This is a genomic window from Aquabacterium sp. (assembly GCF_035476535.1).
Taxonomy (GTDB): domain Bacteria; phylum Pseudomonadota; class Gammaproteobacteria; order Burkholderiales; family Burkholderiaceae_C; genus Pseudaquabacterium.
In genome coordinates this window covers 1-24,046 of the sequence record NZ_DATILJ010000101.1, presented here as the reverse complement: position 1 = coordinate 24,046, position 24,046 = coordinate 1, and the positions used below count along the sequence as shown (strand labels likewise).

Here is a 24,046-nt window from a genome sequence, read left to right as displayed (position 1 = left end):
TCGATCGAGGAGACACCATGTCCCAGCCCTTCCTGCACCGCGTGCTTGCCCGTTCCGTTGTCAGTTCGGCCGCGCTGCTGCTGACCTTGGCCGCTAGCGGCACGCAAGCGCAAACCGTGTTGAAGATCGGCTATACGCCGTCCAAGGAATCGCATTACGGCGTCGGTGCAACGGCCTTCTGCGACGAGATCGAGAAGGCCACGCAGGCGCGCTACAAGTGCCAGCAGTTCCCCAGCTCGGCGCTCGGCGGCGAGCGCGAGATGATCGAATCGGTGCAACTGGGCACGCAGGACGCGGTGATCACCTCCACCGGCCCGGTCGGCAACTTCGTGCCCGAGGTGAAGATCGTTGACATCCCCTTCCTGTTCCGCGACTACGAGCATGCGCGCAAGGTCTTCGACGGGCCCATCGGCCAGGACCTGCTGACCAAGTTCCCCAGCAAGGGCCTGGTGGCGCTGGTGTGGACCGAGAACGGCTTCCGCCACATCACCAACAACAAGCTGGCCATCGTCAAGCCCGAGGACACCAAGGGCCTGAAGGTGCGCACGATGGAGAACAAGGTGCACATGGAGGGCTACCGCGCCTTCGGCATGCTGCCCACGCCCATGGCCTTTCCGGAAGTCTTCGGCGCGCTGCAGCAGGGCGCGGTGGACGGGCAGGAGAACCCGATCCCGGTGATCCTGTCGTCCAAGTTCTGGCAGGTGCAGAAGCACATCTCGCTGACCGGCCATGTCTACTCGCCGGCGCTGCTGCTGCTATCGCCCAAGGTGTGGGGCAAGGTCACCGAGGCTGACAAGAAGCTGTTCCTGGCCGCCGCGCAGAAAAGCGCCGTGGCACAGCGCAAGAAGGTCGACGAAGACGATGCCAACGGCGTCGCCATCCTCGAGAAAGAAGGCATGAAGGTCGTGCGCAATGTCGACAAGCAGGCCTTCCAGAACGCGCTGAAGCCGGTCTACCTGAACTTCGGCCGCGAGTTCGGCGCCGAGAACATCAAGAAGATCCAGGACGTGCATTGACCCCGTGCCGGCCGCCGCGATGAAGAGCTTCGAGCGCCATTTCCTGGCCGCCAACCGCTGGGCGCTGATCGGCCTGCTGGCGGCGATGGCAGTGATCGTCTTCGCCAACGTCGCGCTGCGCTACCTGACCAACGAGTCCATCGAATGGGCCGAAGAGGTGGCGCGGCACCTGATGATCTGGCTGACCTTTCTCGGCGCGGGCCCGGTGCTGCGCTATGGCGGCCACATTGCGGTGGACAACCTGCAGGACGGCGTTCCGCAGGCCGCTGCCGTCATGCTGCGCTGGCTGATCGCGCTGCTGCTGCTGGGCTTCTTCGGCTTCATGGTCTGGTTCGGCGGGCACTACATGCTGCGTGCGCAGGGCCAGACCACCGCGGCGACGCAGATCTCGTTCGCCTATGTCTATGCGGCGATGCCGGTCGGCGGCGTGGTGCTGATCGTGCATTGGCTGCTGATCGTGCGCGGCTACCTGCGGGAGCGCCTGTTCGCCGCCGACGCGCACTTCGACGCCAACGCCAGCGCGTCACTGTGAGCGAAGCACCGTGAGCGCCAGCCTGATCCTGCTGCTCGCCGCCTGTGGCCTGCTGGCCATCGGCGTGCCGGTGGCCTTTTCGCTCGGCCTGGCCACGCTGGCCGCACTGAGCATGGGCACCGACTACCCGCTGCTGGTGCTGCTGAAGGAAACCTTCTCCGGCATCGACAGCTTTCCGCTGATGGCCGTGCCCTTCTTCATCCTGGCGGCGGAGTTGATGAGCGGCGGCTCGCTCACCGAAGTGCTGCTGAAGTTCGCCAGCCAGTTCGTCGGCCACAAGCGCGGCGGGCTGGGCTACACCAATGTCGTGGGCCTGACCTTCTTTTCGGGCATCTCCGGTTCGGCGCTGGCCGATGCCGCTGGCCCGGGCTCGATGATGATCCGCATGATGGACAAGGCCGGCTACGACCGCGCCTATGCCGCGGCCCTGACGGCTGCCACCGCCATCGTCGGCCCCATCATCCCGCCGTCGATCATCATGATCATCTACGCGCTGCAGGACGAACAGGTGTCCGTGGGCGCGCTGTTCATCGCCGGCCTGCTGCCCGGTTTGCTGATCGCGGTCGGCATGGCGCTGGTGAACTGGCGCGTCTCGACCCGGCGCAACTACCGCGGCGACGGCGAACAGCCGCCGTGGCGCGAGATCGCCGCCACGTCGATCAAGGCCTTGCCGGCGCTGCTGCTGCCGGTGCTGATCCTCGGCGGCATGCGCGCCGGCTGGTTCACGCCGACCGAAGCCTCGGTGGTGGCGGTGTTCTACGCGCTGCTGTGCGGCAAGTGGATCTACCGCACGCTGGAATGGCGGGCGCTGCCGGACATCCTGGCCCGTTCGGCCCTGCTGACCGCTTCGGTGCTGATCATCATCGGCCTGTCGGCCTCGTTCGCCTGGGTGCTGACGATCGAAGGCCTGCCGCAGGCACTGGCCGAGTGGCTGATCGCCCAGCACTTCACGCCGGTGATGTTCCTGATCGTCGTCAATGTCTTCCTGCTGCTGCTCGGCATCTTCATCGAGCCGCTGCCGGGCGTGATGGTGCTGGTGCCCATCCTCGCGCCGGTGGCGATGAAGCTGGGCGTCGATCCGGTGCACTTCGCGATGATCGTGATCTACAACCTGACGCTGGGCATGATCACGCCGCCGGTGGGTGGGCTGCTGTTCGTCACGTCCAACGTCTCGCGCGTGCCCCTGGCGGCGCTGGTGCGCGAGCTGCGGCCCTTCCTCTGGGCCCATGGCGCGATCCTGCTGCTGCTGACCTTCGTGCCGGCGCTCAGCACCTGGCTGCCGCGTGCGATGGGTTTCAAGTGAACCTTGGCCGCGCCATTCAACCGCTAGGAGAAGCTTCGTCATGACCGCGTTGGCCACTCATCACAACCTGATCGCCGGCGAATCCTGCGCCGCGCTGTCGGGCCGCACGCTGGACGTGCTGGACCCCGCCGACGGCCAGGTCTTCGCCACGCTGCCGCGCAGCGATGCGCGCGACATAGCTGCCGCGGTGGCGGCCGCGCGCGCGGCGTTCCGCGGGCCCTGGGGCCGCGCGACGGCGACCGAGCGCGGGCGCGTGCTGAGCCGCTTGTCCGCACTGATCCTGCAGCAGCAGGATGAGTTGTCGGCGCTGGAATGCCGCGACACCGGCAAGCCGATCCAGCAGGCGCGCGCCGACATCGCGGCCTGCGCCCGCTACTTCGAGTACTACGGCGGCGCGGCCGACAAGCTGCATGGCGAGACGATTCCGTATGCGCAGGGCAGCACGGTGCTGGCGCTGCGTGTGCCCTTCGGCGTCACCGGCCACATCATTCCGTGGAACTACCCGGCGCAGATCTTCGGCCGCTCGGCCGGCGGTGCGCTGGCCGCCGGCAACGCCTGCGTCGTCAAGCCGGCCGAGGATGCCTGCCTGACGCCGCTGCGCATCGCCGCGCTGGCGTTGCAGGCCGGGTTGCCGGCGGGCGCGCTGAACATCGTCTGCGGGCTGGGCGTGGAAGCCGGCGCGGCGCTGGCCGGCCACCCGGGCATCAACCACCTGTCGTTCACCGGTTCGCCGCAGACCGGCACGGCCGTCACGCAGGCCGCCGCGGTCAACCACGTGCCGGTGACGCTGGAGCTCGGCGGCAAATCGCCGCAGATCCTGTTCGCCGATGCCGACCTGGTGCAGGCGCTGCCGGTGCTGGTCAACGCCATCGTGCAGAACGCCGGACAGACCTGCGCGGCGGGCAGCCGTGTGCTGATCGAGAAGCGCATTTACGCCGACGTGATGGCGGCGCTGACGCAGCGCTTCGAGGCGCTGATCACCGGGCCGGGTTCGCAAGGGCTGGACTGCGGCCCGCTGATCAGCCGCAAGCAGCTGGACCGCGTGTCCGCGATGGTCGATGCGGCGCGTGCGGATGGCATCCGCAGCGTCGCCCGCGCGCAGCTGGTGAAGAACGCGCCGGCCGGTGGCTTCTACTTCCCGCCGCAGTTGCTGGACGAGGTGCCGCCCGAACACACCATCGCGCAATCGGAAGTCTTCGGCCCGGTGCTCGCGGCTTTCGCCTTCGACGGCGAAGACCAGGCGGTTGACCTGGCCAACGGCACGCCCTTCGGCCTGACCGCCGCGGTGTGGACCCGCGACGGCGCACGCCAGTTGCGCGTGGCGCAGCAGATCGACGCCGGCCAGGTGTTCATCAACAACTACGGCGCGGGCGGCGGCATCGAGCTGCCCTTCGGCGGCATGAAGCATTCCGGCCATGGCCGCGAGAAAGCCTTCGAAGGCCTGCGCAGCTTCACGACCATCAAAACCATTGCCATCCAGCACGGATGAGCTTCAAGGGAATCCCGATGAACAAGTTGCAAGACCGCGTGGCACTGATCACCGGCGCCGGTGGCGGCTTCGGCGAAGGCATGGCGCTGCACTTCGCCGAACTCGGCGCCCAGGTGGTGGTGGCCGACCTGCGCGCCGACGCCGCGCAGCAGGTGGCCTCGGCGATCGAAGCTGCTGGCGGCCAGGCGATGCCGGTGCAGGTGGACGTGACGCTGAACGCCTCGGTCGAAGCGATGGTGGCCGCCACGGTCAAGCGTTATGGCCGGCTGGACATCCTGGTCAACAACGCTGGTACCACGCACAAGAACCAGCCGCTGCTGGACACCGACGAAGCGAGCTTCGACCGCGTCTACGCCACCAACGTCAAGAGTATCTTCCTCGGCGCACGGCATGCGGTGCCGGTGTTCCGCCGGCAGGGCGGCGGCGTGATCATCAACATCGCCTCCACGGCAGGACCGCGTCCGCGGCCGGGGCTGGTGTGGTACGCCGGCACCAAGGGCGCGGCGATCACGCTGACCAAGGGCATGGCGGCGGAACTGGCGCCCGAACACATCCGCGTCAACGCCATCAATCCGGTGATGGGTGAGACCGGCCTGCTGGCCGACTTCCTGCCCGGCGAGGACAGCGAGGCCGTGCGCGCCAAGATCATCGCGACGATTCCGCTGGGCCGCCTCAGCCGGCCGCTGGACATCGCCAAGGCCGCAGCCTTCCTGGCCAGCGACGAGGCCGAGTTCATCACCGGCGTCGCGCTCGAAGTCGACGGCGGCCGCTGCATCTGAATCGCACCAGACGCCATGAGCGAACGCATCCACGCCCGCTACTGGCTGGAAACCGGCGACGACCCGCGGCGCGCGGCCGAGGTCATTGCCGGCGAACAGTCCAGCGGCACCTTCCTCACGCTGCCGAACGAGACGCCGGAACTGAAGGCGCGATCCGGCGCGCGCATCGAGCGGCTGGACGTGCTGGAGCAGGTGCCCGAGCCCAGCCTGCCCGGCGGGCTGCGGAGCAAGGTCTACACGCGTTGCACGTTAGAGCTGTCCTGGCCGATCGAGAACCTGGGCCCGTCGCTGACCAATCTGATGGCCACGGTCGCCGGCAACCTGTTCGAGCTGCGCCAGGTCAGCGGCCTGCGGCTCACCGGGCTGCGCCTGCCGGCGGCCTTTGCCGCGGCCTATCCCGGCCCGGCCTTCGGCGTGGCCGGCACGCGCCGGCTGGCCGGTGTGGCAAGCGGCCCGCTGATCGGCACCATCATCAAGCCCAGCGTCGGGCTGGATCCGCAGCAGACAGCCGAGCAGGTGCGGCAGCTGGTCGACGGCGGCATCGACTTCATCAAGGACGATGAGCTGCAGGCCGATGGCCCGCATTGCCCGTTCGACGAGCGCGTGCGTGCATCGATGCGCGTGATCCATGACGGCGCGCAGCGCCACGGCCGGCAGGCGATGATGGCCTTCAACCTCACCGGTGACCTGGACCAGATGCGCCGGCGCCATGACCTGGTGGCCTCGCTCGGCGGCAGCTGCGTGATGGTGAGCCTGAACGCCATCGGCCTGGTCGGCCTGCTGGAGTTGCGGCGCCACGCCAGCCTGCCCATCCATGCCCACCGCTGCGGCTGGGGCTACCTCTCGCGCTGCCCGGCGCTGGGCTGGGACTATGCGCCGTGGCAGCAGATCTGGCGCCTGGCCGGGGCCGACCACCTGCATGTCAACGGCCTGCGCAACAAGTTCAGCGAAAGTGACGACAGCGTGATCGCCGCGGCGCGCGCCGTGCAGCAGCCGCTGTTCGCGCACGCGCCGATGGCGGCGATGCCGGTGTTCAGCTCGGGCCAGACCGGCCTGCAGGCGCCGGGCACCTTCGCCGCGCTGGGCAATGCCGACCTGATCCATGCGGCCGGCGGCGGCATCTTCGGCCACCCGGGCGGCATCGCCGCCGGCGTGTCGGCCTTCCGCCAGGCCTGGGACGCGGCCATGGCCGGCGTGCCGCTGGCCGAGCATGCCCGCACGCATGCCGAGCTGCAGGCCGGATTGGGCTTCTGGTGATGGACGCTGCACCCACGCTGGAGGGGCCGGACGGCCTGCTGCTGGCCTACTACGGCGACGACTTCACCGGCTCCACCGATGTGATGGAAGCCTTCACCGCCGCCGGTGTGCCGACGGTGCTGTTCCTGGAAACGCCGAATGCCGCGATGCTGGCGCACTTTCCGGGCGTGCGCTGCGTCGGCCTGGCCGGCACCTCGCGCGGGCGCAGCCCGGCGTGGATGGACGCGCACCTGCCGCAAGCCTTCAGCAGCCTGGCGGCGCTGCGGCCGGCGATCCTGCAGTACAAGGTCTGCTCGACCTTCGATTCATCGCCCACCACCGGCTCGATCGGCCGCGCCATCGACATCGGCGTGCCGCTGATGCCGGGCGCGTGGTCGCCGATGATCGTCGGCGTGCCGCGGCTGCAGCGCTACCAGGCTTTCGGCCACCTGTTCGCCGCGGTGGAGGGTGTGCCGTACCGGCTGGACCGTCATCCGACGATGTCGCGCCATCCCGTCACGCCCATGGCCGAAGCCGACCTGCGCCGCCACCTGAGCGCGCAGACCGCGCGCCGCAGCGAGCTGGTGGACCTGCTGCAGCTGCGCAGCGGCGCCGCGGCCGATCGCGTGCAGGCGCTGGCCGGCCCGCAGGTGCCGGTGCTGTCGATCGACGTGATGGATGACGACAGCCTGCAAGCCGCTGGCCGGCTGGTCTGGCAGCAGCGCGGCGCGGGCCTGTTCAGCGCTTCGTCATCCGGCCTGCAGTACGCCCTAACAGCCCATTGGCGCGGCGAAGGCCTGCTGCCGGCGCAGCCCGGATTGCCGGCGGTGCCGGCGGTGCCGGCGATTGCCGTGGTCAGCGGCAGTTGCTCGCCGGGCACCGCGGCGCAGATCGCCTGGGCGGCGTCGCACGGCTTCGCGCTGCATCGCCTGGCGCTGCCGCGCCTGCTGCATGCGCAGCACGGCGAAGCCGAGATCGACGCGGCCGTCAGTGCGGCGGTGCAGGCGCTGGCGCGCGGCCAGAGCCCGCTGGTGTATTCGGCTGCCGGCCCGGACGACCCGGCGGTGCGGGGCTTCAAGGCCATCGCCGCCGACGCCGGTCTGGACCGCGACGAAGCCGCACGGCGCATCGGCCGCGGCCTGGCCGAAGTGATGCGCCGCCTGCTGGCGCGCCAGCCGCTGCAGCGCGTGGTGGTGGCCGGCGGCGACAGCTCCGGCGAGGTGATGGGCGCGCTGGACATCGCCGCGCTCACCGTCATCGGTGGCCTCGCGCCCGGTGCGCCGCTGTGCCGCGCCTGGTCCACGCAAGCTTCGCGCGACCGGCTGGAGATCGTGCTGAAGGGCGGGCAGATGGGCGCGGCCTCGTTCTTCGGCGATGTGCGTGACGGCATGCAGGCGTGAGCTTGATCGCCGTGCCGGCAGGATCCGAGGGCCATGTCGGCCTGGTGTCGACGGCGCTGTCGGCGTGATGTCGACAGCCGTGTCGGCCCGGTGCCGCTGCCCCAGGCCTGCATGCTAAGGTGATCACCATGTCATCCACCGAACCCATCCAGCGCCGCAAGCTGTACCAGGAAGTGCTGGACCGGCTGATGGAGCGCATCCGCCTTGGCGAGATTCCGCCCGGCGCGCAACTGCCGTCCGAACGTGAACTGATGGAGTTCTATGCCGTCGGCCGGCCGGCGGTGCGTGAGGCGCTGCAGGCGCTGGAGCGTTCAGGCATCGTCGAGATCACGCACGGCGAGCGCGCGCGCGTGGTGGTGCCCAGCGCCGAGCGGCTGATCGAGCAACTCGCAGGTGGCGCGCGCCACCTGCTGCGCACGCAGCCGAACACGCTGGAACACCTGAAGGACGCGCGCGTGTTCCTGGAAGTGGGGCTGGCCCGCATGGCGGCCGAGCGCGCCAGCGCCGCCGACGTCGAACGCCTGCGCAGCCGCCTGGCCGAACACCGTGCGTCGCTGGTCGACCTGAACCAGTTCCTGGAACGCGACATGGCCTTCCACCGCGAGATCGCCAGCATCGGCGGCAACCCGGTGTTCCCGGCCATCGTCGAAGCGCTGTTCAGCTGGGCCAGCGAGTACTACCAGCCGCTGGTGCGCGCGCCCGGTGTCGAAGACCTGACGTTGCGTGAACACGAACGCATCATCGAGGCGATTGCCGGTGGCGACCCGCAGGCGGCCGAGCGGGCCGTGCGTGAACACCTGACGCGGGCCAATGCGCTATACCGTCAGGTGAGCGGCGGCGGCGGCGACGCGGCCGCCTGATCGCCGCGGCCGGCTGAAGAGAGGCCGCGCGCTACGCGGCAGGCAGATGTAATGCTGCGCGCTACGCGGCAGCGTGGTCCAGCTTGAACACCCGCACCACTTCCGTCAGGCGCTGGGCCTGCTGCTGCAGGCTGTCAGCGGCCGCGGCGCTCTCTTCCACCAGCGCGGCGTTCTGCTGCGTCACCTGATCCAGCTGCGCAACGGCGGTGCTGACCTGGCCGATGCCGGTGGTCTGTTCCGACGTGGCGGCGCTGATCTCGCCGATCAGGTCGGCCACGCGCTTGACCTGGCCCACGATGTCGTCCATCGTCGCACCGGCATCGCCCACCAGCCGGGAGCCGGCCTCCACCTTCTCGACGCTGCTGCCGATCAAGCTCTTGATCTCGCGAGCTGCCTCGGCGCTGCGCTGAGCGAGGCTGCGCACCTCCCCCGCGACCACCGCGAAGCCGCGGCCCTGCTCGCCGGCCCGCGCAGCTTCCACCGCCGCATTGAGCGCCAGGATGTTGGTCTGGAAGGCAATGCCGTCGATCGTGCCGATGATGTCCGAGATCTTGCGCGAGCTGGCGGTGATGTCTTCCATCGTCGACACCACCTGGTTGACCATCTGACCGCCTTTTTCCGCCACGGCACTGGCTGCGGTGGCCAGCTGGGTGGCCTGGCGCGCCGTGTCGGCATTGTTCCGCACGGTCGCGTTCATTTGTTCCATCGAAGCGGCGGTCTCCTGCAGGCTGGAGGCCTGCTGTTCGGTGCGCTGCGACAGGTCCGCATTGCCGGTGGCGATCTGCGCCGAACCGGTGGCGATCGAATCCGATGCGTTGCGCACCTGGCCGACCACGCGGGCCAGGCTGGCCTGCATTTCGCCCAGCGAAGCCAGCACGCTGCCGGCCGGCGCATGCTGCGCACCCGGCACCGGCCCCAGGTCGCCCGCAGCCACACGCTGGGCCGCTTCGCCCAGCTGCGCCGGCTCGGCGCCCAGCGCGCGGCTCAAGCCCCGCGTGATCAGCAGCGACAACACAGCCGCCAGCGCGATGGCCGTGGCGCAGGCCACGATCAGCATCAGGCGGTTGGCGTTGTAGGAGGCATCGGCCAGCTTCAGTTCTTCGGTGGCCTCGGCCTGCACGGCGTCGACATAAGCCGTGGCGGTCTTGACCAGCGAGGCCAGCAGCGGCCGGCACTCGGCATTCATCTTGCCGATCGCCTCGTCGCGCTTGCCGGCCAGGGCCAGCTCGACGATGTTCAGCGCCAGCGGCCCGTAGCGCGACTCGATGCTGTCGAGCTCGGCCAGCAGCTTGCGCTCCTGTGCGTTGGCCGCCGAGCCGGCGACCGCCGACTTCAGTTTCGCCAGGCTCTGGCGGACGTTGTCGTGCGCCCGGGCCACGGTCGCCTTCTCGAGCTCGGTGTCGGCGGGCGCCGTGACCAGCACCAGGTTGCGGGCGGCCACCGCGCGTGCAAAGGCGGCCCCTCGCACGGCGGTTGCCAGCGTGCCGCGGGCGGCGGTTTCGTTGACGTACTCGACGAGGTCGTTGTGGGCCGCGCCCAGCGAGCGCAGCGCCAGGCCCGACACCAGCAGCACGATGACGACCAGCAGCCCGAAGGCAGCCGTCAACTTTGCTTTCACACTCAAGGTCTTGAAGTTCATCACGATGCTTCCAGTCGCCGTCATTGATGGTGTCCACGGCAGCGACGAGATCGGCAAACGCGCGGACAGCCAGACCGCCACCTGTCAGGTGATCTTGACTTCCCTTGTAGGGAACTTTCGCTCAATGGCGGCCGAGCCGAAGGCCCGAAGTGAGGTGCTAGCCCGCTTCTTCTTGGCCGATCGGGCGGCTCATCCGGTACAGGCAATGCGGGCGCAGGGCATGGCCCTCGGGCACACCGGGATGCTCGAAGTCGGCATTCGCGTTGTGCATGCCGATGCGTTCCATCACCGCGCGGGAGGGCCGGTTCGTCAGCGTCGTGAAGGAGACGATCTCGGCCAGGCCCAGCCGCTCGAAGCCGATGCCCAGCGCCGCGCGGGCGCCTTCGGTGGCATAGCCCTGGTGCCAATGGGCGCGGGCCAGGCGCCAGCCGATTTCCACGCAGGGCGAAAACGGCAGCGGCCGCCGCGGCACGCTGAGACCGATAAAGCCGATGAACTCGCCCGAGCCGCTGAGCTCGACCGCCCAGTTGCTCCAGCCCTGCTGCGCGAACTGCGCGCACCAGATGTCGATGGCGGTGTTCGACATCTCCGGCGGCCACAGCGCCGGGAAGTAGCGCATCACCTCGGGGTCGGCATTCATCGCCGCGAAGGGCGCGCGATCGGCGTCGCGCCAGCAGCGCAGCGTCAGGCGCGCGGTGCTGAACTCGATCGGGTCTTGCATGTCAGCGGCCACGGAAGCAGAACATCGCTGAGGCCGCTGCTCAGGCCGTCGCCTTGTCCAGCCATTGCGCCACGGCCTGCGCCATCACCGCATTGAGGCCGCCTTCCTGGCCCGCGGCCCGGTCGCGCAGCCGGTTCACCAGATCGGCCGGCAGCCGGCAGGCCACCGGCACCAGCTTCGGCGCGGCCGGGCTGGCGCGCAGTTCGCGCTTGGCGGCCGCTTCGGCCGATCCTTGCGCAAAACGCTGCGGGATCCCAGCGGTCTTCATCTTGCCGTCGAGCTTTTTGGCCAGGTTCTTGACCATGTCGGTCTTCTTCAAGCTCATGGGGTGCCTTGGGGGAATGATGGGGGGAGAGCTGGCATTTTCCCGCATGGCCGAACCGGCGCGCTCATCACCGGGTCGGCGTAGGTGCGCCCGCCGAAGTAGAAATCCTTGGTCCCCACGTCGACAAAGCCCCAGCGCCGGTAGAAATCGCGCGCGCGCTCGTTGCGGTCGTAGACGCCGAGCCAGAGCGTTTGGCCTTCGCGGCGCCGCGCTTCGGCGTGCACGGCTTCCATCAGCGCGGCACCCAGGCCCTGGCCGATGACGTCCTGGCGCAGGTACAGGCGGCAGAGCTCGATCGGCGCCGGGCCACTGACGCAGGGCGGGGCTGGCGACTGCGCGACCTGCGCATAACCCACGAGGCGCACGTCCAGCGCGGCCAGCAGCAGGCTGGTGCGGCTGTCTTCAAGCAGGGCCAAGAAGGCGGCCGGCGTGAAGTTTCGCGTCACATGGTCTTCAATGTCCTCGGCGGTGTCCAGATGGCGGTAGGTGTCGCGGAAGGTGTCCTTGGCCAAGGCGACGAGCGCCGGCACATCGCCGGTCGCGGCTGGCCGCAGCTGGAGCTGGTGGTGACGGGGAAGGGTGGGCGGCGCGGCTGATTCAGGCATGGCGGAGTGTGCGGACGCAGCGGTTTGCAGGCCGGCACGGCAGGCAACTCGATAGGCCGCACCGGTGAAGGCCGCATGGTAAGCCAGCGCCCCGCCGCCTTACTTCTTCTTCATTTCAACGCAGACGCCGGTGAAAACGTAGCTGTAGCTGCTCTTGTTCTGCTTCTCGAGGATCGTCCAGTCGGGCGTCACGCTCCAGGTCGGTTTGCTCTCGTTCGGGTTGTAGTAGTAGATCTGCCCGGCATGGTTCGTCACCAGGATGTTGTGCATGCCTTCGTAGACCGCGGCCGTGGCGGTCCCGCCCTTGAGCATCAGGTAACTGGCGTTGTAGTAGATGCCAGGCTCAATCGTGATCGTCCCGACCGTGCCGAACCCCGTCAACATGTTGAACAAGGCGCCCAGGCCCATCTGCATGTCCGTGCTCTTGACATATTTCAGGGCCGCGGCCTTCTGCGTTGCGTCGCATCGCAAGCTGGCCTTGATGGCATTCCAGCGTGTGTCCGCTTCGCTGACGATGCGCCGCGGATCGCTGTTCTCCGCCTTGGCCAGGCTGTCGATCAGCAAATTTCCCTCTGCCTTGAACTTGAGCGAAGGCCACAGGGTCGACTCGGCATAGTCCTTGGACATCAGGTATTCCACGTCCAGCAGTTCCGCAACCGCGATGACGGTGCAGTGTGCGGCGCAGGAATTCCCCGTTTGCTCGGGAAGCGTCTTGGAAGGCATGGTTGCACCTGTCGTGGCAGTGGTGGAGGAGCCCGTTCGACATCTTCGTCCACCGGCGCCCGACTTGCCAGTCTTGCCGAGAGGCACTAGTTCACTTGCATGCGTCCTGGGCGACAACGCGTGACCCGGGCCGCAGCCCGCGCCGTGGCCCGCGTTGAAGCCTCAGGCCGGTTCAGCGGGCGTCCACTCGCTGCGCAGCAACGCGTGCTGCAGCATGTCGTGAAACGCGCCGTTCCAGTAGCCGACTTGCCGCAGGCGACCTTCCTCGACGAATCCCATGCGCTGGACTGACTTCAGCGATGCCGCGTTGTCGGGATGGACCTGGGCCTCGATGCGGTTGAGGTCCATGTTCGCGAAGCCCCAGTTCAGGCAAGCGAGCAGCGACTCCCGCATGTAGCCCTGGCCCTGGGCAGCGCGCGAGAGTTCATAGCCCAGCGTGCATTTCCGCCAGGCCCGGTGCCATGCAAATAGACCCAGCGAGCCAACGATCTCGGCCGAGCCCTTGATCTGGATGCCCCAGCGAACGCCAGGATTGGGCAGCGCGCGCCAACCCGCGAAGAGCGTGACCAGCCCCTGCGCGGCGGCGAGGTCGGGCAGGGGGTCGGAGCCAAACCAGCGCATCAGATCCGGATCGCCGTGGATGGCGAAGAGGGCAGGCGCGTCATCGGCCACGATCTCGCGCAGCAGCAGCCGTGGGGTTTCGATGGTCGGAAAGGCAAGTGTCGGCATGTCGGTGGTCTGTCAGTGGGTCGGCGCCAGCGCAACATGGCGCACGATCGCTGTCTGCACGGGCAGCAGCAGTTCTTTCTGCTGATAACCCACAAAACCAGCGTAGGCCAGCGGGTCGAACGACAGTTCGCGGCCGATGGAAAACGGCGGCGTCGGCAAGAGCCTGGGATGGCCCATCCGGGCCAGGTGCTGCTCGGTCAGGGACCCCGACGGGTCTTCGATGCCGGACGGCCAGCTGTCGGTGATGACGATGTCGGCCGCCGCGGGCGGGGTCTCGACGAAGCGCAGCTTGGGCTGCGGTTCATGAAACCGCGCCGCACAGACATGGACCAGCGGGATGTCCAGCACGGCGGCCAGTTCGTGCCAGGAGCGCAGCACGTTGGTGGGCGGGCCCCAGAGGCAGATGCGTGCATGCTGCAGCGGCAGCAGCGCCGTGTCGATGAAGTAGGCGTCGGCCAGCACCTCGCACGGGTGCCCTTCGTTCGACATCGCGTTGATCACCGGTCGCCGCGAGGCGGCGGCAAACTCGGCCAGACGGCTGTGGTTCGATTCGCGGATGACGTACATCGTGTAGAACGGATCCAGGTAGCCGGCCAGGTCGCACGGACGCTCGGCTGTTTTCAGCAGGTTCGGCAGTTCGGTGAACGCCAGGCCGAGGTTTCGGAAGGCCTGGATGAAGCTCGTGCGGGTGCGGATGCCGTTGCCCTCGAACGACCAGGCGACGGTGCCGGTCATCGGCCCGGCGGGGCTGTGAACCAGCTTCCAGATGGCGCGCACATCGGCGCTGCTGAGGTCTGACAGGCGCAGCAGTTTCATGGTGTTGGAGGAGTTTGCCGGGCACGGCATCTGCCGGATCTGCGCTCAGCGCCCGGGCGGCTCACGGGTCCGGGCGAGGTCGGTGAACCAGGCCGCGCTTTGGCCGCCAAAGAGCAAGCCGCAGGCAGCGAGTTCCATGCCGATGCACAGCACGTCGATGAAACCCACCAGCGGGGAACGCATGAACTGTTCGGTCAGTTCCGACGACGACAGCCACCAGCCCAGCATCAGGTAGCCGAGCAGTGCCCAGCGGGCCCAGTTCCGGCCTTGATGGGTCTTCGCGGCGAGCCAGATCGTGAGCCCGCCGAACACCATGACGATGCCGGCCGTGACCCAGGCCGGCACCGGTTCCTCGCCGGGGGCGTCCGGGCGGATGCCGGTCAACAGCGTGAACACGCCGAGTGCCAGCGAGGCGATGATCAGCCGGCAGGCGTTGCGAACCGATGCTGGCGGAAGCGATGCCGCATCCGCCGGATTGGCAAGGTCGGTGTTCGGTGGCTTGAGGGGATCGGGTGTCATGGGTGAATGCGTGGCGCTTCCTGACGTGAGGACCTCGCGCGAGTCGGCGACAAGGCGGGCCGATCAAGATCCGGCGGCGGGATGTGGAAGACATCGCGCTCCAGCCCATCGGGAAAGGCTTGTCGGCCCGTGCGCACACCACCCAGCCGTTGCACCAGCGCGCGTGCCGGCAGATTGGCGTCGTTCATGTAGGTGTCGACGGACGGCCAGCCGAAGGCCCCATACGCATGGGCCACCGCCGCGAGCGAGGCTTCCTGCGCCAGGCCGGCACCGCGGGCCTCGGGCAGCAGCCACCAGGTCAGCTCCCGCGGCCAGCCCTTGCCCTGCCAGAAGCCGCAGGTGCCGACCAGGTCACCCTGCTCGCGCCGCTGAATCACCCAGACCCCAAAGCCCTGCAGAAACCACGTGCCCAGGTCCGACGCCAACCGGGACCAGGCGCCGCCCGGTGTCAGCGGCCCGCCATAGGCGATGGACGCGTCGGCGTCGGTATAGAACCTGTCGTACAGCGCTTCGCAGGCGGCGCTGGGCGGCAGCAGCAGCAGCCGCTTCGAGGAGAGTGTCGGGATGTGCATGGCCTGATAGGGGGGCGTTTGGGGGCGACCAGCCCGTTGCTGCCGCGGTGGAGGGGTAGCCGCAGGGGGCATCAGCCGGCCTTGTGCTCACGGGCGCAGCGCGGCAAGGAGCTGGGCGTGATAGACAACGAAACCGGCGATGTTGACGCCCACGGTGGTCCAGTAGACGGCCAGGAAGCTCGGCTTGGATGACTTGTGGCGCAGCATCTGCTGCGCGAGCAGTGCGCCGGGCCAGCCGCAGGCCAGGCCAAGCGCGTGAAGCATGCGCTCGGACACGCGCCAGCGGCCTGCCAGGGCCGCCGACTTGTCCAGCGCATACGCCATGAAGGCCACGAGGCTGGCCAGCAGGTAGAGCACGGGCACAACAGGACTGACCGGCCACTGCCGCGAGACGTAGGCGTAGACCAGGACGAACAGCGGAATCGCTGCCACCCGCGGCAAGGTCCAGGGTGCCGGTGCCTCCGGCCGCTGTGCCTTGGTCTTGCGGGCTGTCACGGGGTACTGCACAGCCTTCGCGCGCTTTTTGCCCTGGGCATTGAGTTCAACTTCGAAGCTGAGCGCCTGGCCTACGGCAGGCCGCCCCGTGCCGGCCGGGAAAGCCTTGATGTGAATGAAGATCTCCTGCCCGCCCTGCACGGGCTCGATGAAGCCGAACCCTCGCTCATCGTTCCAGGACTTGAGGTGGCCGTCGAATCGCATGGCAGTGGATGCTAATGCGTCCCGACGCTTGGGGCGTCAGAGCTCAATCGACCCTGCGGCCCATCATCACCAGGTCCCGCTCGATGGTTTCGAGGCGCGCCACCCGCGGCATGTAGCCCCAGCGTTCGAAGCCATGCCGGCTGAACAGCTGGATACTGGGCTCGTTGGACACGAAGATCGTGACGGCCAGCACCTCGATGCCCAGTGAAGGCGCGTGGCGGACGGCCTCGACCAGCAGGTAGCTGCCAAGCCGCTTGTTCTGGTACCCCGGGTGCAGGTAGATTGCCAGGTCGGCCGTGATGAAGTAGCCCGGGCGCTCGTTCATGAAGTGGAAGAAGCCCAGGTAGCCGATCACGCCCTGGTCCGGCGCGTCGGCGTCTTCGGCCACCCAGAGCGGCCGGTGGTCCGGGCTGTGCTGCGCGAACGATGCCCGCCGCGAGTCGACGGTGGCCGGTTCCAGGTCGCAGCTGCTCTCCCGCGTGGCCACCGCGAAGTTGTAGATCTCGACGATGCGCGGCAGGTCGGCGGGAACGGCATCGCGGTGCGCAAATCGCATGGGGGAGTCCTGCAGGTCCTTGGGTGTTGTTGCGCCCGTCGGCGCAGGTGATGGGCGCGGTGATCAGTTCCTGCGGGTCCCGCTAGACCTTGGGCCGGGGCGGGCGGATCAGGGTCTGCTGAAACCAGGCCTCGTTCATGCGGCCCAGGAAGTCGGCCGTGATCGGGTAGCCCGAGGTGTCGGCGAGCACGGCTTCGCCGCCGCATCGGGGACACATCGCGGTCTGTTGATCCACGGCCGCCGGATCGTCCATGTTGTTCATGTCCAGGCCGGTCCAGCCGACGATCTCGTCCGGCGAGAAGGTCTGCACGCAGTTGCAGCAGCCGCACAGCTTGCTGCCCTGGATCTGGCGCCAGTTGTTGGTGGTGTAGCGAAAGGCGGCGAGGAGTTTGCTCATGGTCGAAGTGTCGGCGTCAACGGAGCACGGCGCAACAAGGACTCGGCGCCCCGGCGTTGCCGGCGGAGGGTTGTCGTTGGCGAGAACACGGTCGTATCGGCCGGCGAAAGCAGCCGCCGCGATCGCAGCGCCGGATGCAGTTGCATCCGATCGCCCGTCTCGTCGACGAAGCGCTTGTCAGGCACCGCGTTCAGCATGTGGATGACCTGGACCGCCTGAGCGCCGTCCTGCGTGGAACGCTTCAGGGCGTCACGCAGCGCATGGGTGTGGCTGAATCCGATGACGATGGCTGTTATGCAGGGCGGTGGTCAGGGTTTGCAGCGTCCGGAACGGGCCACACCTCCGAGCGAGTGCCGCGCGCCCTGTCGCAAAACGCCGTTATGCGGTGTGCAGTTCTTCGCGAAGAATCCTGCGAAGCGCAGCCACCGTGACGGGCTTGTCTTCGGCCTCTTGTCCCTTCGTTTGCGCGACGGCGGAACGGAGCGCGGTGTTGATCATGGTCTGGTAGCCAACGCCTTGCTCCTCCGCGCGGGCACGAAAGAACTCGATGACATCGTCATCCAGCATGATCGTGATTCTGGTCTTGCCCGGAGACGGGATGACCGCTCCGCGTTTGCCCTTGCTGAAGTCGTATTCCTTACGCATCGTATTGCTCCGCTTCGCCACGACTGGCCTTGCGCGCGGAAATCAACCTCGTCCGGTCTCCGCGCGGGGTGTGGACTACAACCAGGATCCGGCCCAGGGCATCCATGCCCAGCGTGATGAACCGTTGCTCAGTCTCTGAATCGGGGTCTTCGATGGTGACCGCGAGAGGATCACGAAGCGCTTGCTCCGCATGGGCGAAGCTCACGCGGTGTTTGCGCAGGTTCGATTGGGCCTTGGAGGGGTCGAACTCTATGTCCGCCATGCGATTATGCATATGCAATGCATATCGTCAAGCACTGGGTCGTCGCCTGCGTTTGGCCGCCGCGGCGCGGCGCTACACATCGGCACTGGGCGCGTACTTCCGCAGGCCACTAGACCCGTTCGGGAGCCCGGGACAGGTCACGCAGCGCTGCGCTGTTGGCTCAGAAGCCGCATGGCCAAGGCGCCCAGAACGATGCCCATGACATACCGCTGAACCGCGAGCCAGCGCCGGTTCCGCGCGAACCAGGACGCAATGCCCGCTGCCGAAAGCGTGACCACCAGGTTGACGGATGAGCCGATGCAGACTTGCGTCGCGCCGAGGAGAAGGCTTTGGGCCAGCACCGAACCGGCCTCCGGCGTGATGAACTGCGGGAGCACCGACAGATAGAAGATCGCGACCTTCGGATTGAGGATGCTGGTCAGCAGCCCCATGGTGAACAGCTTTCGACCTGACTCCGGCGGCAGTTCTCGGGCCTCGAACGGCGAACGTGCGCCAGGACGAAGCGCTTGCCAGGCCAGCCACAGCAGATAGGCGGCACCGGCAAGCTTGAGGGCCTCGTAGCCGAGAGGCACGGCCATGAACAGCGCGGTGAGACCCATGGACGCGCAGCACATGTGCACCGTGAAACCGAGCACGACGCCGAACCAGGACATGACACCCGCCGCGCGCCCCTGGCAAAGGGCGCGTGAGATCAGGTAGACCATGTTCGGGCCGGGCGTGAGCGCCATCAGCAGCGCGGCGCCGATGAAGAGGAGGAAGGCGGCGGTAGAGGGCATGGGTTGGGGCGAAGAATCCGAGCTTGTGACTCATGCGGGTTGGAGCGCGATGGACGCGCGCGTTCCGCCGGACACGGTGTTGGGGCAGTTTCCCACAGAGGACGAGTAGTTCGCCGTGATCGAAAGCGATAGCGGGCGATAGCCATTCGCGGTGACTGTTGCGGTGTACTGCCCGGTCGTCTCGCCGAAGGCGCAGGTCAATCTGCATTGAATGCGGCCATCGACGACCTTCGCTGTTGGCGACAAGTGAGGCATGAGTTCAACCAAGACGGGATACCCGTCCACTTTGATATCGCCTATCGAGACTTCGTCAATCGCAACTCCCGAAACGCCATCCTTGGCGGAGACGATCGTCAGAACTGGCTCCGACGCGATCTGCACGCACGGGCCAGCGGTGGCGTCTGGCGAAGACGAACTACCGCCGCACGAGGCGACAAGGCTCGATGTCACTGTGGCGATGAACAAGGTGCGTAGTTTCATAGAGTGGATTGTGAGCGGCCGAAGGTTCAAGCTATCCGGCCCACGGGGGCAGGCGCCGTAAGCCAGGGCTGAGATAGTGCACCATGTGCTTCAGACTGGGTTTACGGCGCTCGCCGTAACGGATCCGTTCGAACGAATACGAAGGGGTCGGCCGCTCAGTCAGCATGGCCGGCGTGCCTGGCAAAGCTTGCCAAGTCATCTTTGCGATGCTCGAGCCGCTGCCTTGCGGAGGCGTCAGCCGGGTTCAGCTTCAGATACTCCTCAAGGAACTTGAGCTCCATTTGAACAAGCGCGATGTTGAGCTTGCCAAGTGTGTTGGTGAAACCGATGTAGAGCATCTTTGTATGGCTTCTGCCCGAAGGCCTGTTCGTGGTCGGATCTGATTCTCTGCAAGCGCTCAGCCGGGTAGAGGGTAGGCGTCGGCGCGTTGCAGTGACAACCCATAGAACTTCGTGTCAACGGCCATGACGGGAAAGCTCTCTGGCAGACCTTCTTTGGGCATCTGGTGGAAGCCGTTCTTCTCGTAGAACCTGTGGGCGGCAAGGAACTTGGCGGTTGTGCCCAACAAGACCTCTCGTACACCTTGAGCACGACACCAGTTGAGCAGTGTTTGAAGCAGCTCGTTGGCGACGCCATGCTCCGGCCCGCGACGCGCGCTGGCCACGAACATCTTGCGTAGGGCTGCCTGACGGTTTCCGATGTCGAGCAGCGCAAGTGTGCCGACAACGGTACCTGCCTCCAGAGCGACCCAGAAGTTGCCGATGCCATGCTGATAGAAGCCAGCAATGTCCTGCAGATCTGGTTGCGCTTCCAGCGTGATCGGAATCTCGAACTCGGACTGTTGAATCGGCAGGATCACAGACACGACGCCATCGGCGTGTGCGGGCGAGAACGGGAGGATTTGAATCATTGGGTCCCTTCTGATGACAAATGCTTGATCTGAACGGCGGACAGCGGCGTGGCATTGCGGCGTGGCAATGAAACCTCAGACAAGCGTAGTTCCATCCTTCGCCGTACCCGGCGGTTCGATGAGTATGAAGTGAGCCTCCTCAGTGGCTACTGGACGATGCTCAACACCTCGTGGAACGACAAACATTTCTCCCGCGCCGAGACGAACACTGCGATCGCGCATTTCAATCGTGATGTTGCCCTTGAGTACCAAGAAGAAGTCGTCTGTGTCTTCATGCCTGTGCCAGGCGTACGACCCCATGGCTTTGGCAACCATGACTTCGTTGCCATTGAAGCGCGCAACCGTTGCGGGTTGCCATGGTTCTGAAACAGTTGACAAAACTGCCGAAAGGTTGACCGAGTTCATGTGTTGCACGCTTTCTGCCGTGAAGGGGGTATGACGCCTAACGTTTGAGTTGAGTGACACACCGGTGCATGTCCGCTCTAACGAAGGGTTAGGCGTCATCGCGTGAACCCCGCCTGACCATTGACGGCGATAGTTCAATGCACACTCGCACCGAACGCGGTACGCCGGACTGCCTGGTTATGAACTTTCTGCGTTCAAGCATTTGCATCATCTGATTCACAGACGGAGCAGAGACGAGAAAGTGGCGCTGGATGTCGGATTCAGCCGGCGGCCGCCCGAAGCGTGCGATGTACTTGGCGATGAACACAAGGTACTCGTGCTGTCGCTTTGTGGGCTGTTCATCATCTGGAATCTGAGAATCGGCGCGTTCGATTGTGGCTACAAGTCGATCGGATGCGGCTTCCAGGAGAAGAACCTTTCCGTCCGTGAAGTGGACTCGCAGCCGATACAACCCGTCGGCTTCGACATGCGAGACCTGGCGATCCTTCAGTTGAGAAGTGATCGATTCTGCGGATGTCGTCTTCGATGGCATGCTGCTATTGCTGAATTCGGTGGCGGGAGTGGCACACAGCGTTTCCTTGACGCCTGACGTTTGAGGCAACGCGCAGACGACAGGGTAGCGCCTGGCCTGCGGGATGATGATATGCCTGACAGCCCTGCGGGCCAGGCGCTACGCTGTTGGCTGTCGCGTTGACCGAAGGATTCGGCCACATTCATTGGCGTGGATGATCAAGCGGGCAGTGCCTGACAGCGCTGAATGCGAGAGAGCTCGTCCTTCATGGACTCCCGCGCGAGCGCAATGTCAAAGCTGGCTTGTCCGCGGAGCCACCATCCGTCGCTCAGCCCGAAGTAGCGACACAACCGTAGGTCCGTGTCTGCCGTGATCGAGCGTTTTCCGGCAACGATATCCCCGATGCGCTGAGGGGGGACACCAATGTCTTTTGCGAGGCGATACTTTGTCAGGCCAAGTGGCTTCAAGAATTCTTCTTCAAGCATTTCGCCAGGGGAGACGGGAGGAATAGTACGCATCATTAGCCTCGTTTAGTGGTAGTCCACGATCTCAATTTCAGTTGGACCATCTGTCGTCCAGATGAAGCACACGCGCCATTGCTCATTGATCCGTATGCTGTGCTGCCCCTTGCGATCGTCTTTCAGTGCCTCGAGATGATTCCCTGGGGGTGCGCGCAGGTCTTCCAGGACAACCGACCAATCAAGCTGTGCAAGCTTGCGAAGTGCCGGTCTCTCGATGTTGACCCATCGACGTACACGCTTGCGTTGGAAAAGGGCCTCCGTGTCCTTGAAGCTCTTGATCGGCATGTGCAAAGCTTAACGCGCCGCGTGCATAACGTGAAGCGTTATTACTTTGACGAAAGGAACGCGCGGGGCGGTGGCTATGGGGCCGAACGTGCGTTTAACTGCATCATCTTCGCCTACACGGTGGCGACTTGTCATTGATGGCAATGGGAATAATTCGCTTGCCATTCTCCGTCGCGGTCTCTCATATGGATGCCGGTGGAAACGTCAGTGCACCCGTGGCGTCATTGGCGAGACCAAATCCGAGCCCCGCTCGACACGCTGCCATCAACTGGCTCGACCCAGTACGCTTCCTGCGGCATTCCCTGCTGTCAGCGCCCTCACCGTGTCGTTCGACAGTCCCGAAGCCGATCGACAAAGCTGGCCGTTTCCCTTTGCCCACGGGCTTGGTCGTGAAGTACGGATCGAAATTGCGAGGCAGTGGCACGACTCCAGAACCCCGTAGCCGTCGCCGCGGAACCGCCCCGTTTGACGTGACCTGCCCCGCGCTCTATGGTCCAGCCCGCGGCGGCTACGCACTGCCGCACGAGCCACCCCAGCCTAGGAGACGGCGCTTGAACCTGCATCAGCATTTCATCGTCCTCACACTCATGCTGCTGTCCGCCTGCGCCCAGCAGCCGCCACAGACCTCGCACGAACAAGCTGCCGCCGCGCAAGCCGAGCCCGCGCCGCAGCCCCGCCCCTGCCCGGCCGGCCTGCCGGCCGACACGCGCTGCCTGGGCGGCCAGGACAGTGCCGGCGCGTTCTACCTGATTGCGCTGCCCGCCCAGTGGCAAGGCGAGCTGGTACTGCACACGCATGGCGGACCGTTCCTCGGCGCGCCGACGATGAAGCGCCAGGAAGCCGACCTGCAGCGCTGGGCGGTGGTGCCGCGCGCCGGGTTTGCCTGGGCCGGTTCCAGCTATCGCCAGGGCGGCGTGGCGGTGCGTGCGGCGGCCGAGGACACCGAGCGCCTGCGCCGCATCTTCATCCAGCATGTGGGCCGGCCGACGCTGACGCTGCTGCACGGCCAGTCCTGGGGCGCCAGCGTGGCGGCCAAGGGGGCCGAGATGTTCGGCGCGGGCAAGCCCTACGACGCGCTGCTGCTGAGCAGCGGCGTGCTTGCCGGCGGCACGCGGGCCTACGATTTCCGACTGGACCTGCGCGTGGTCTACCAGTTCCTGTGCGGCAACCATCCGCGGCCGGACGAGCCGGCCTACCCGCTGTGGATGGGCCTGCCGGCCGGCAGCCGGCTGACGCCGGCCGAGCTGGCGCGCCGCGCCAACGAGTGCCTGGGCCTGGACCTGCCCGCGGCGCAGCGCAGCGCCGGGCAGGCGCGCAAGCTGAAGACCCTCGTCGACGTGATCCGGGTCAGCGAACCCAGCCTGCAGCAGCACCTGAGCCGGTCCACCTTCGACTTCCAGGACATCGCGCTGCACCGCAGCGGCGGCGGCAGCGTGTTCGGCAACCTCGGCGTGCGCTACACCGGCTCGGACGACGACGCCGCGCTGAATGCCGGCGTGCTGCGCTATGCCCGCGATCCGGCGGCGGTGGCCCGCTTCGGGCAGGACGCCGATCTCACCGGCCGCATCGCCGTGCCGGTGCTGACGGTGCATGGCATCCACGATGCCACGGCCTTCGTCGAGATGGCGCATAGCTTCGCCGGCACGATGGCGCGCGCCGGCCATGCCGACACGCTGGTGCAGACCTTCAGCGACGACAGCGAGCACAGCTACCTGAGCGACGCCACCTACGTGGCGCTGCTGCAGGCGTTGAGATCGTGGCTGCGTGAGGGGCGCAAGCCCACGCCGGCGGATGTGGCGGAGGGCTGCACGGCGGCGCAGGCGCGCTTTCCGTCCAGCTGCCGGCTGCGGCCGGACTACCGGCCGGCGTCGCTGGACACGCGCGTGCCGCCGCGCCAGCAGCCCTGAAGCGCGTCGATCGACGGCCGCAGCCGGTCGCCGTGGCGTCCGTAGGCCTGGCCGGCGGTGCGGCACAGCTGATCGAAGTTCGAGGTCAAAGCCGCCGCGACGAGCCAGGCGTTGCCGGCGTCGCGTTGCCGGCCGGTCAGCGCGCTGGCGATGGCCAGCGTCGTCCAGTCGTCGACACGGCCATATGGATGGCGGGCATGCGGCAGCGTCAGTGCATGCAGGGCCAGCTGGCGTGCGCCATCGGCCTGCAAGGCCTGGCCGCGCAGGCGCAGCCAGGCCAGGTCGCCGGTGATCTCGGCGTCCAGTGGGTTGGCCGCGAAGGCCCGCATCAGCAGCTCGGTCGCGGCCTGCGCATCGCCGCGCTCGCGCCAGGCCTGCAGCGCCGAGCGGTGCCAGTCGCGCGCCTGCGCGGGGGCCAGCGCCACCAG

The 24,046-nt window shown here is 66.9% G+C and carries 34 protein-coding genes; 10 read left to right on the top strand and 24 right to left on the bottom strand.

Features of this window, described 5'->3' with window-relative positions; genetic code table 11:
• Positions 1 to 17: 17 nt before the first annotated feature.
• The 8 genes from VLK61_RS10390 to VLK61_RS10355 all read left to right on the top strand — a co-directional run bounded on the left by VLK61_RS10390 (position 18) and on the right by VLK61_RS10355 (position 8,615).
• Complete coding sequence (locus tag VLK61_RS10390; RefSeq protein ID WP_325420857.1) at positions 18 to 1,016, top strand: TRAP transporter substrate-binding protein; 999 nt, start codon at positions 18 to 20, stop codon at positions 1,014 to 1,016.
• Between the two features lie 19 nt (positions 1,017 to 1,035).
• Positions 1,036 to 1,548: a TRAP transporter small permease gene (locus VLK61_RS10385; protein ID WP_325420855.1), complete on the top strand. Its 513-nt coding sequence runs from the start codon at positions 1,036 to 1,038 to the stop codon at positions 1,546 to 1,548.
• Between the two features lie 10 nt (positions 1,549 to 1,558).
• On the top strand, positions 1,559 to 2,851 hold the full coding sequence (locus tag VLK61_RS10380) for a TRAP transporter large permease (RefSeq protein ID WP_325420853.1): 1,293 nt from the start codon (positions 1,559 to 1,561) through the stop codon (positions 2,849 to 2,851).
• Between the two features lie 40 nt (positions 2,852 to 2,891).
• Positions 2,892 to 4,340 carry an aldehyde dehydrogenase family protein gene (locus VLK61_RS10375; RefSeq protein ID WP_325420851.1) on the top strand — a complete coding sequence of 483 codons (1,449 nt, stop codon included), beginning with the start codon at positions 2,892 to 2,894 and terminating at the stop codon, positions 4,338 to 4,340.
• Positions 4,341 to 4,357: 17 nt separating this feature from the next.
• Complete coding sequence (locus VLK61_RS10370) at positions 4,358 to 5,119, top strand: glucose 1-dehydrogenase (protein ID WP_325420849.1); 762 nt, start codon at positions 4,358 to 4,360, stop codon at positions 5,117 to 5,119.
• A 15-nt stretch (positions 5,120 to 5,134) separates the two neighbouring features.
• Positions 5,135 to 6,376 (top strand): ribulose-bisphosphate carboxylase large subunit family protein, encoded by a 1,242-nt coding sequence (locus VLK61_RS10365; RefSeq protein WP_325420847.1) that lies wholly within the window; start codon positions 5,135 to 5,137, stop codon positions 6,374 to 6,376.
• On the top strand, positions 6,376 to 7,755 hold the full coding sequence (oiaK, locus tag VLK61_RS10360) for a 3-oxo-isoapionate kinase OiaK (RefSeq protein WP_325420845.1): 1,380 nt from the start codon (positions 6,376 to 6,378) through the stop codon (positions 7,753 to 7,755). The genes VLK61_RS10365 and oiaK overlap by 1 nt, the downstream gene beginning before the upstream one ends.
• 128 nt (positions 7,756 to 7,883) lie before the next feature.
• Positions 7,884 to 8,615, top strand: a complete 732-nt coding sequence (locus tag VLK61_RS10355) for a transcriptional regulator NanR (protein ID WP_325420843.1) — start codon at positions 7,884 to 7,886, stop codon at positions 8,613 to 8,615.
• A 61-nt stretch (positions 8,616 to 8,676) separates the two neighbouring features.
• On the opposite strand, the gene VLK61_RS10350 is transcribed toward VLK61_RS10355, so the two are convergent.
• The 21 genes from VLK61_RS10350 to VLK61_RS32235 all read right to left on the bottom strand — a co-directional run bounded on the left by VLK61_RS10350 (position 8,677) and on the right by VLK61_RS32235 (position 20,701).
• Positions 8,677 to 10,254 carry a methyl-accepting chemotaxis protein gene (locus tag VLK61_RS10350; protein WP_325420841.1) on the bottom strand — a complete coding sequence of 526 codons (1,578 nt, stop codon included), beginning with the start codon at positions 10,252 to 10,254 and terminating at the stop codon, positions 8,677 to 8,679.
• A gap of 157 nt (positions 10,255 to 10,411) precedes the next feature.
• The gene (locus VLK61_RS10345) at positions 10,412 to 10,975 is read right to left on the bottom strand and encodes a GNAT family N-acetyltransferase (RefSeq protein WP_325420839.1); all 564 of its coding nucleotides are present in this window, start codon (positions 10,973 to 10,975) and stop codon (positions 10,412 to 10,414) included.
• A gap of 40 nt (positions 10,976 to 11,015) precedes the next feature.
• Entirely contained in the window at positions 11,016 to 11,300 is a 285-nt protein-coding gene (locus VLK61_RS10340; RefSeq protein ID WP_325420838.1) for a hypothetical protein, read from the bottom strand.
• Positions 11,297 to 11,905 carry a GNAT family N-acetyltransferase gene (locus VLK61_RS10335; RefSeq protein WP_325420836.1) on the bottom strand — a complete coding sequence of 203 codons (609 nt, stop codon included), beginning with the start codon at positions 11,903 to 11,905 and terminating at the stop codon, positions 11,297 to 11,299. Before VLK61_RS10335 ends, VLK61_RS10340 begins: the two co-directional genes overlap by 4 nt.
• Positions 11,906 to 12,004: 99 nt before the next feature.
• The gene (locus tag VLK61_RS10330) at positions 12,005 to 12,628 is read right to left on the bottom strand and encodes a hypothetical protein (protein ID WP_325420834.1); all 624 of its coding nucleotides are present in this window, start codon (positions 12,626 to 12,628) and stop codon (positions 12,005 to 12,007) included.
• A 162-nt stretch (positions 12,629 to 12,790) separates the two neighbouring features.
• Positions 12,791 to 13,357: a GNAT family N-acetyltransferase gene (locus VLK61_RS10325; RefSeq protein WP_325420832.1), complete on the bottom strand. Its 567-nt coding sequence runs from the start codon at positions 13,355 to 13,357 to the stop codon at positions 12,791 to 12,793.
• A 12-nt stretch (positions 13,358 to 13,369) separates the two neighbouring features.
• Positions 13,370 to 14,173 (bottom strand): ornithine carbamoyltransferase, encoded by an 804-nt coding sequence (locus VLK61_RS10320; RefSeq protein ID WP_325420830.1) that lies wholly within the window; start codon positions 14,171 to 14,173, stop codon positions 13,370 to 13,372.
• A gap of 45 nt (positions 14,174 to 14,218) precedes the next feature.
• Entirely contained in the window at positions 14,219 to 14,569 is a 351-nt protein-coding gene (locus tag VLK61_RS10315) for a hypothetical protein (RefSeq protein ID WP_325420828.1), read from the bottom strand.
• A 119-nt stretch (positions 14,570 to 14,688) separates the two neighbouring features.
• The gene (locus tag VLK61_RS10310; RefSeq protein ID WP_325420827.1) at positions 14,689 to 15,264 is read right to left on the bottom strand and encodes a GNAT family N-acetyltransferase; all 576 of its coding nucleotides are present in this window, start codon (positions 15,262 to 15,264) and stop codon (positions 14,689 to 14,691) included.
• Positions 15,265 to 15,351: 87 nt separating this feature from the next.
• Positions 15,352 to 15,963 (bottom strand): DUF1294 domain-containing protein, encoded by a 612-nt coding sequence (locus VLK61_RS10305; RefSeq protein WP_325420825.1) that lies wholly within the window; start codon positions 15,961 to 15,963, stop codon positions 15,352 to 15,354.
• A gap of 43 nt (positions 15,964 to 16,006) precedes the next feature.
• Positions 16,007 to 16,519 carry a GNAT family N-acetyltransferase gene (locus tag VLK61_RS10300; RefSeq protein ID WP_325420823.1) on the bottom strand — a complete coding sequence of 171 codons (513 nt, stop codon included), beginning with the start codon at positions 16,517 to 16,519 and terminating at the stop codon, positions 16,007 to 16,009.
• Between the two features lie 82 nt (positions 16,520 to 16,601).
• Positions 16,602 to 16,916, bottom strand: a complete 315-nt coding sequence (locus VLK61_RS10295) for a hypothetical protein (RefSeq protein ID WP_325420821.1) — start codon at positions 16,914 to 16,916, stop codon at positions 16,602 to 16,604.
• The gene (locus VLK61_RS10290) at positions 16,913 to 17,113 is read right to left on the bottom strand and encodes a hypothetical protein (protein ID WP_325420819.1); all 201 of its coding nucleotides are present in this window, start codon (positions 17,111 to 17,113) and stop codon (positions 16,913 to 16,915) included. The genes VLK61_RS10295 and VLK61_RS10290 overlap by 4 nt, the downstream gene beginning before the upstream one ends.
• A 181-nt stretch (positions 17,114 to 17,294) precedes the next feature.
• Complete coding sequence (locus tag VLK61_RS10285) at positions 17,295 to 17,561, bottom strand: BrnA antitoxin family protein (protein WP_325420817.1); 267 nt, start codon at positions 17,559 to 17,561, stop codon at positions 17,295 to 17,297.
• Complete coding sequence (locus VLK61_RS10280; protein WP_325420815.1) at positions 17,554 to 17,823, bottom strand: BrnT family toxin; 270 nt, start codon at positions 17,821 to 17,823, stop codon at positions 17,554 to 17,556. The genes VLK61_RS10285 and VLK61_RS10280 overlap by 8 nt, the downstream gene beginning before the upstream one ends.
• Before the next feature lie 137 nt (positions 17,824 to 17,960).
• Entirely contained in the window at positions 17,961 to 18,599 is a 639-nt protein-coding gene (locus VLK61_RS10275; protein WP_325420813.1) for a LysE family translocator, read from the bottom strand.
• A 30-nt stretch (positions 18,600 to 18,629) separates the two neighbouring features.
• Positions 18,630 to 19,079: a hypothetical protein gene (locus VLK61_RS10270; protein WP_325420811.1), complete on the bottom strand. Its 450-nt coding sequence runs from the start codon at positions 19,077 to 19,079 to the stop codon at positions 18,630 to 18,632.
• A gap of 155 nt (positions 19,080 to 19,234) precedes the next feature.
• Positions 19,235 to 19,417, bottom strand: a complete 183-nt coding sequence (locus VLK61_RS10265; protein ID WP_325420809.1) for a hypothetical protein — start codon at positions 19,415 to 19,417, stop codon at positions 19,235 to 19,237.
• Positions 19,418 to 19,476: 59 nt separating this feature from the next.
• Entirely contained in the window at positions 19,477 to 19,989 is a 513-nt protein-coding gene (locus tag VLK61_RS10260) for a GNAT family N-acetyltransferase (RefSeq protein ID WP_325420808.1), read from the bottom strand.
• Between the two features lie 75 nt (positions 19,990 to 20,064).
• Positions 20,065 to 20,394: a cupin domain-containing protein gene (locus VLK61_RS10255; protein ID WP_325420806.1), complete on the bottom strand. Its 330-nt coding sequence runs from the start codon at positions 20,392 to 20,394 to the stop codon at positions 20,065 to 20,067.
• Between the two features lie 88 nt (positions 20,395 to 20,482).
• Complete coding sequence (locus VLK61_RS32235; protein WP_414636801.1) at positions 20,483 to 20,701, bottom strand: hypothetical protein; 219 nt, start codon at positions 20,699 to 20,701, stop codon at positions 20,483 to 20,485.
• Here VLK61_RS32235 and VLK61_RS10250 point away from each other — a divergent pair.
• Positions 20,636 to 20,983: a hypothetical protein gene (locus VLK61_RS10250; RefSeq protein WP_325420804.1), complete on the top strand. Its 348-nt coding sequence runs from the start codon at positions 20,636 to 20,638 to the stop codon at positions 20,981 to 20,983. The genes VLK61_RS32235 and VLK61_RS10250 overlap by 66 nt on opposite strands.
• Positions 20,984 to 21,123: 140 nt before the next feature.
• Here the strand turns inward: VLK61_RS10250 and VLK61_RS10245 are convergent, their stop codons facing one another.
• A complete protein-coding gene (locus VLK61_RS10245; RefSeq protein WP_414636800.1) occupies positions 21,124 to 21,390 on the bottom strand; it encodes a HigA family addiction module antitoxin in 267 nt (88 codons plus the stop codon).
• A gap of 45 nt (positions 21,391 to 21,435) precedes the next feature.
• Entirely contained in the window at positions 21,436 to 21,711 is a 276-nt protein-coding gene (locus VLK61_RS10240; protein ID WP_325420800.1) for a type II toxin-antitoxin system RelE/ParE family toxin, read from the bottom strand.
• Between the two features lie 551 nt (positions 21,712 to 22,262).
• On the opposite strand from VLK61_RS10240, the gene VLK61_RS10235 reads away from it, so the two are divergent.
• Positions 22,263 to 23,618: a hypothetical protein gene (locus VLK61_RS10235; protein ID WP_325420798.1), complete on the top strand. Its 1,356-nt coding sequence runs from the start codon at positions 22,263 to 22,265 to the stop codon at positions 23,616 to 23,618.
• Here the strand turns inward: VLK61_RS10235 and VLK61_RS10230 are convergent.
• The coding region (locus VLK61_RS10230; RefSeq protein ID WP_325420796.1) for a hypothetical protein at positions 23,567 to 24,046 on the bottom strand (480 nt) is incomplete at its 5' end. The two genes, VLK61_RS10235 and VLK61_RS10230, sit on opposite strands and share 52 nt — an antisense overlap.

Bases quoted from the DNA above. Each gene is read 5' to 3' on its own strand.
- VLK61_RS10280 (WP_325420815.1), bottom strand. From the start codon at position 17,823: ATGGCGGACATAGAGTTCGACCCCTCCAAGGCCCAATCGAACCTGCGC.
- VLK61_RS10300 (WP_325420823.1), bottom strand. From the start codon at position 16,519: ATGCGATTTGCGCACCGCGATGCCGTTCCCGCCGACCTGCCGCGCATC.
- VLK61_RS10355 (WP_325420843.1), top strand. From the start codon at position 7,884: ATGTCATCCACCGAACCCATCCAGCGCCGCAAGCTGTACCAGGAAGTG.
- VLK61_RS10295 (WP_325420821.1), bottom strand. From the start codon at position 16,916: ATGAGCAAACTCCTCGCCGCCTTTCGCTACACCACCAACAACTGGCGC.
- VLK61_RS10370 (WP_325420849.1), top strand. From the start codon at position 4,358: ATGAACAAGTTGCAAGACCGCGTGGCACTGATCACCGGCGCCGGTGGC.
- VLK61_RS10365 (WP_325420847.1), top strand. From the start codon at position 5,135: ATGAGCGAACGCATCCACGCCCGCTACTGGCTGGAAACCGGCGACGAC.
- VLK61_RS10385 (WP_325420855.1), top strand. From the start codon at position 1,036: ATGAAGAGCTTCGAGCGCCATTTCCTGGCCGCCAACCGCTGGGCGCTG.
- VLK61_RS10285 (WP_325420817.1), bottom strand. From the start codon at position 17,561: ATGCGTAAGGAATACGACTTCAGCAAGGGCAAACGCGGAGCGGTCATC.
- VLK61_RS10350 (WP_325420841.1), bottom strand. From the start codon at position 10,254: ATGAACTTCAAGACCTTGAGTGTGAAAGCAAAGTTGACGGCTGCCTTC.
- VLK61_RS10320 (WP_325420830.1), bottom strand. From the start codon at position 14,173: ATGAAACTGCTGCGCCTGTCAGACCTCAGCAGCGCCGATGTGCGCGCC.
- VLK61_RS10325 (WP_325420832.1), bottom strand. From the start codon at position 13,357: ATGCCGACACTTGCCTTTCCGACCATCGAAACCCCACGGCTGCTGCTG.
- VLK61_RS10265 (WP_325420809.1), bottom strand. From the start codon at position 19,417: ATGCTCTACATCGGTTTCACCAACACACTTGGCAAGCTCAACATCGCG.
- VLK61_RS10260 (WP_325420808.1), bottom strand. From the start codon at position 19,989: ATGATTCAAATCCTCCCGTTCTCGCCCGCACACGCCGATGGCGTCGTG.
- VLK61_RS10240 (WP_325420800.1), bottom strand. From the start codon at position 21,711: ATGCCGATCAAGAGCTTCAAGGACACGGAGGCCCTTTTCCAACGCAAG.
- VLK61_RS10310 (WP_325420827.1), bottom strand. From the start codon at position 15,264: ATGCACATCCCGACACTCTCCTCGAAGCGGCTGCTGCTGCTGCCGCCC.
- VLK61_RS10255 (WP_325420806.1), bottom strand. From the start codon at position 20,394: ATGAACTCGGTCAACCTTTCGGCAGTTTTGTCAACTGTTTCAGAACCA.
- VLK61_RS10330 (WP_325420834.1), bottom strand. From the start codon at position 12,628: ATGCCTTCCAAGACGCTTCCCGAGCAAACGGGGAATTCCTGCGCCGCA.
- VLK61_RS10390 (WP_325420857.1), top strand. From the start codon at position 18: ATGTCCCAGCCCTTCCTGCACCGCGTGCTTGCCCGTTCCGTTGTCAGT.
- VLK61_RS10275 (WP_325420813.1), bottom strand. From the start codon at position 18,599: ATGCCCTCTACCGCCGCCTTCCTCCTCTTCATCGGCGCCGCGCTGCTG.
- VLK61_RS10340 (WP_325420838.1), bottom strand. From the start codon at position 11,300: ATGAGCTTGAAGAAGACCGACATGGTCAAGAACCTGGCCAAAAAGCTC.
- VLK61_RS10245 (WP_414636800.1), bottom strand. From the start codon at position 21,390: ATGCTTGAAGAAGAATTCTTGAAGCCACTTGGCCTGACAAAGTATCGC.
- VLK61_RS10290 (WP_325420819.1), bottom strand. From the start codon at position 17,113: ATGCTGAACGCGGTGCCTGACAAGCGCTTCGTCGACGAGACGGGCGAT.
- VLK61_RS10270 (WP_325420811.1), bottom strand. From the start codon at position 19,079: ATGAAACTACGCACCTTGTTCATCGCCACAGTGACATCGAGCCTTGTC.
- VLK61_RS10305 (WP_325420825.1), bottom strand. From the start codon at position 15,963: ATGCGATTCGACGGCCACCTCAAGTCCTGGAACGATGAGCGAGGGTTC.
- VLK61_RS10345 (WP_325420839.1), bottom strand. From the start codon at position 10,975: ATGCAAGACCCGATCGAGTTCAGCACCGCGCGCCTGACGCTGCGCTGC.
- VLK61_RS10375 (WP_325420851.1), top strand. From the start codon at position 2,892: ATGACCGCGTTGGCCACTCATCACAACCTGATCGCCGGCGAATCCTGC.
- oiaK (WP_325420845.1), top strand. From the start codon at position 6,376: ATGGACGCTGCACCCACGCTGGAGGGGCCGGACGGCCTGCTGCTGGCC.
- VLK61_RS10335 (WP_325420836.1), bottom strand. From the start codon at position 11,905: ATGCCTGAATCAGCCGCGCCGCCCACCCTTCCCCGTCACCACCAGCTC.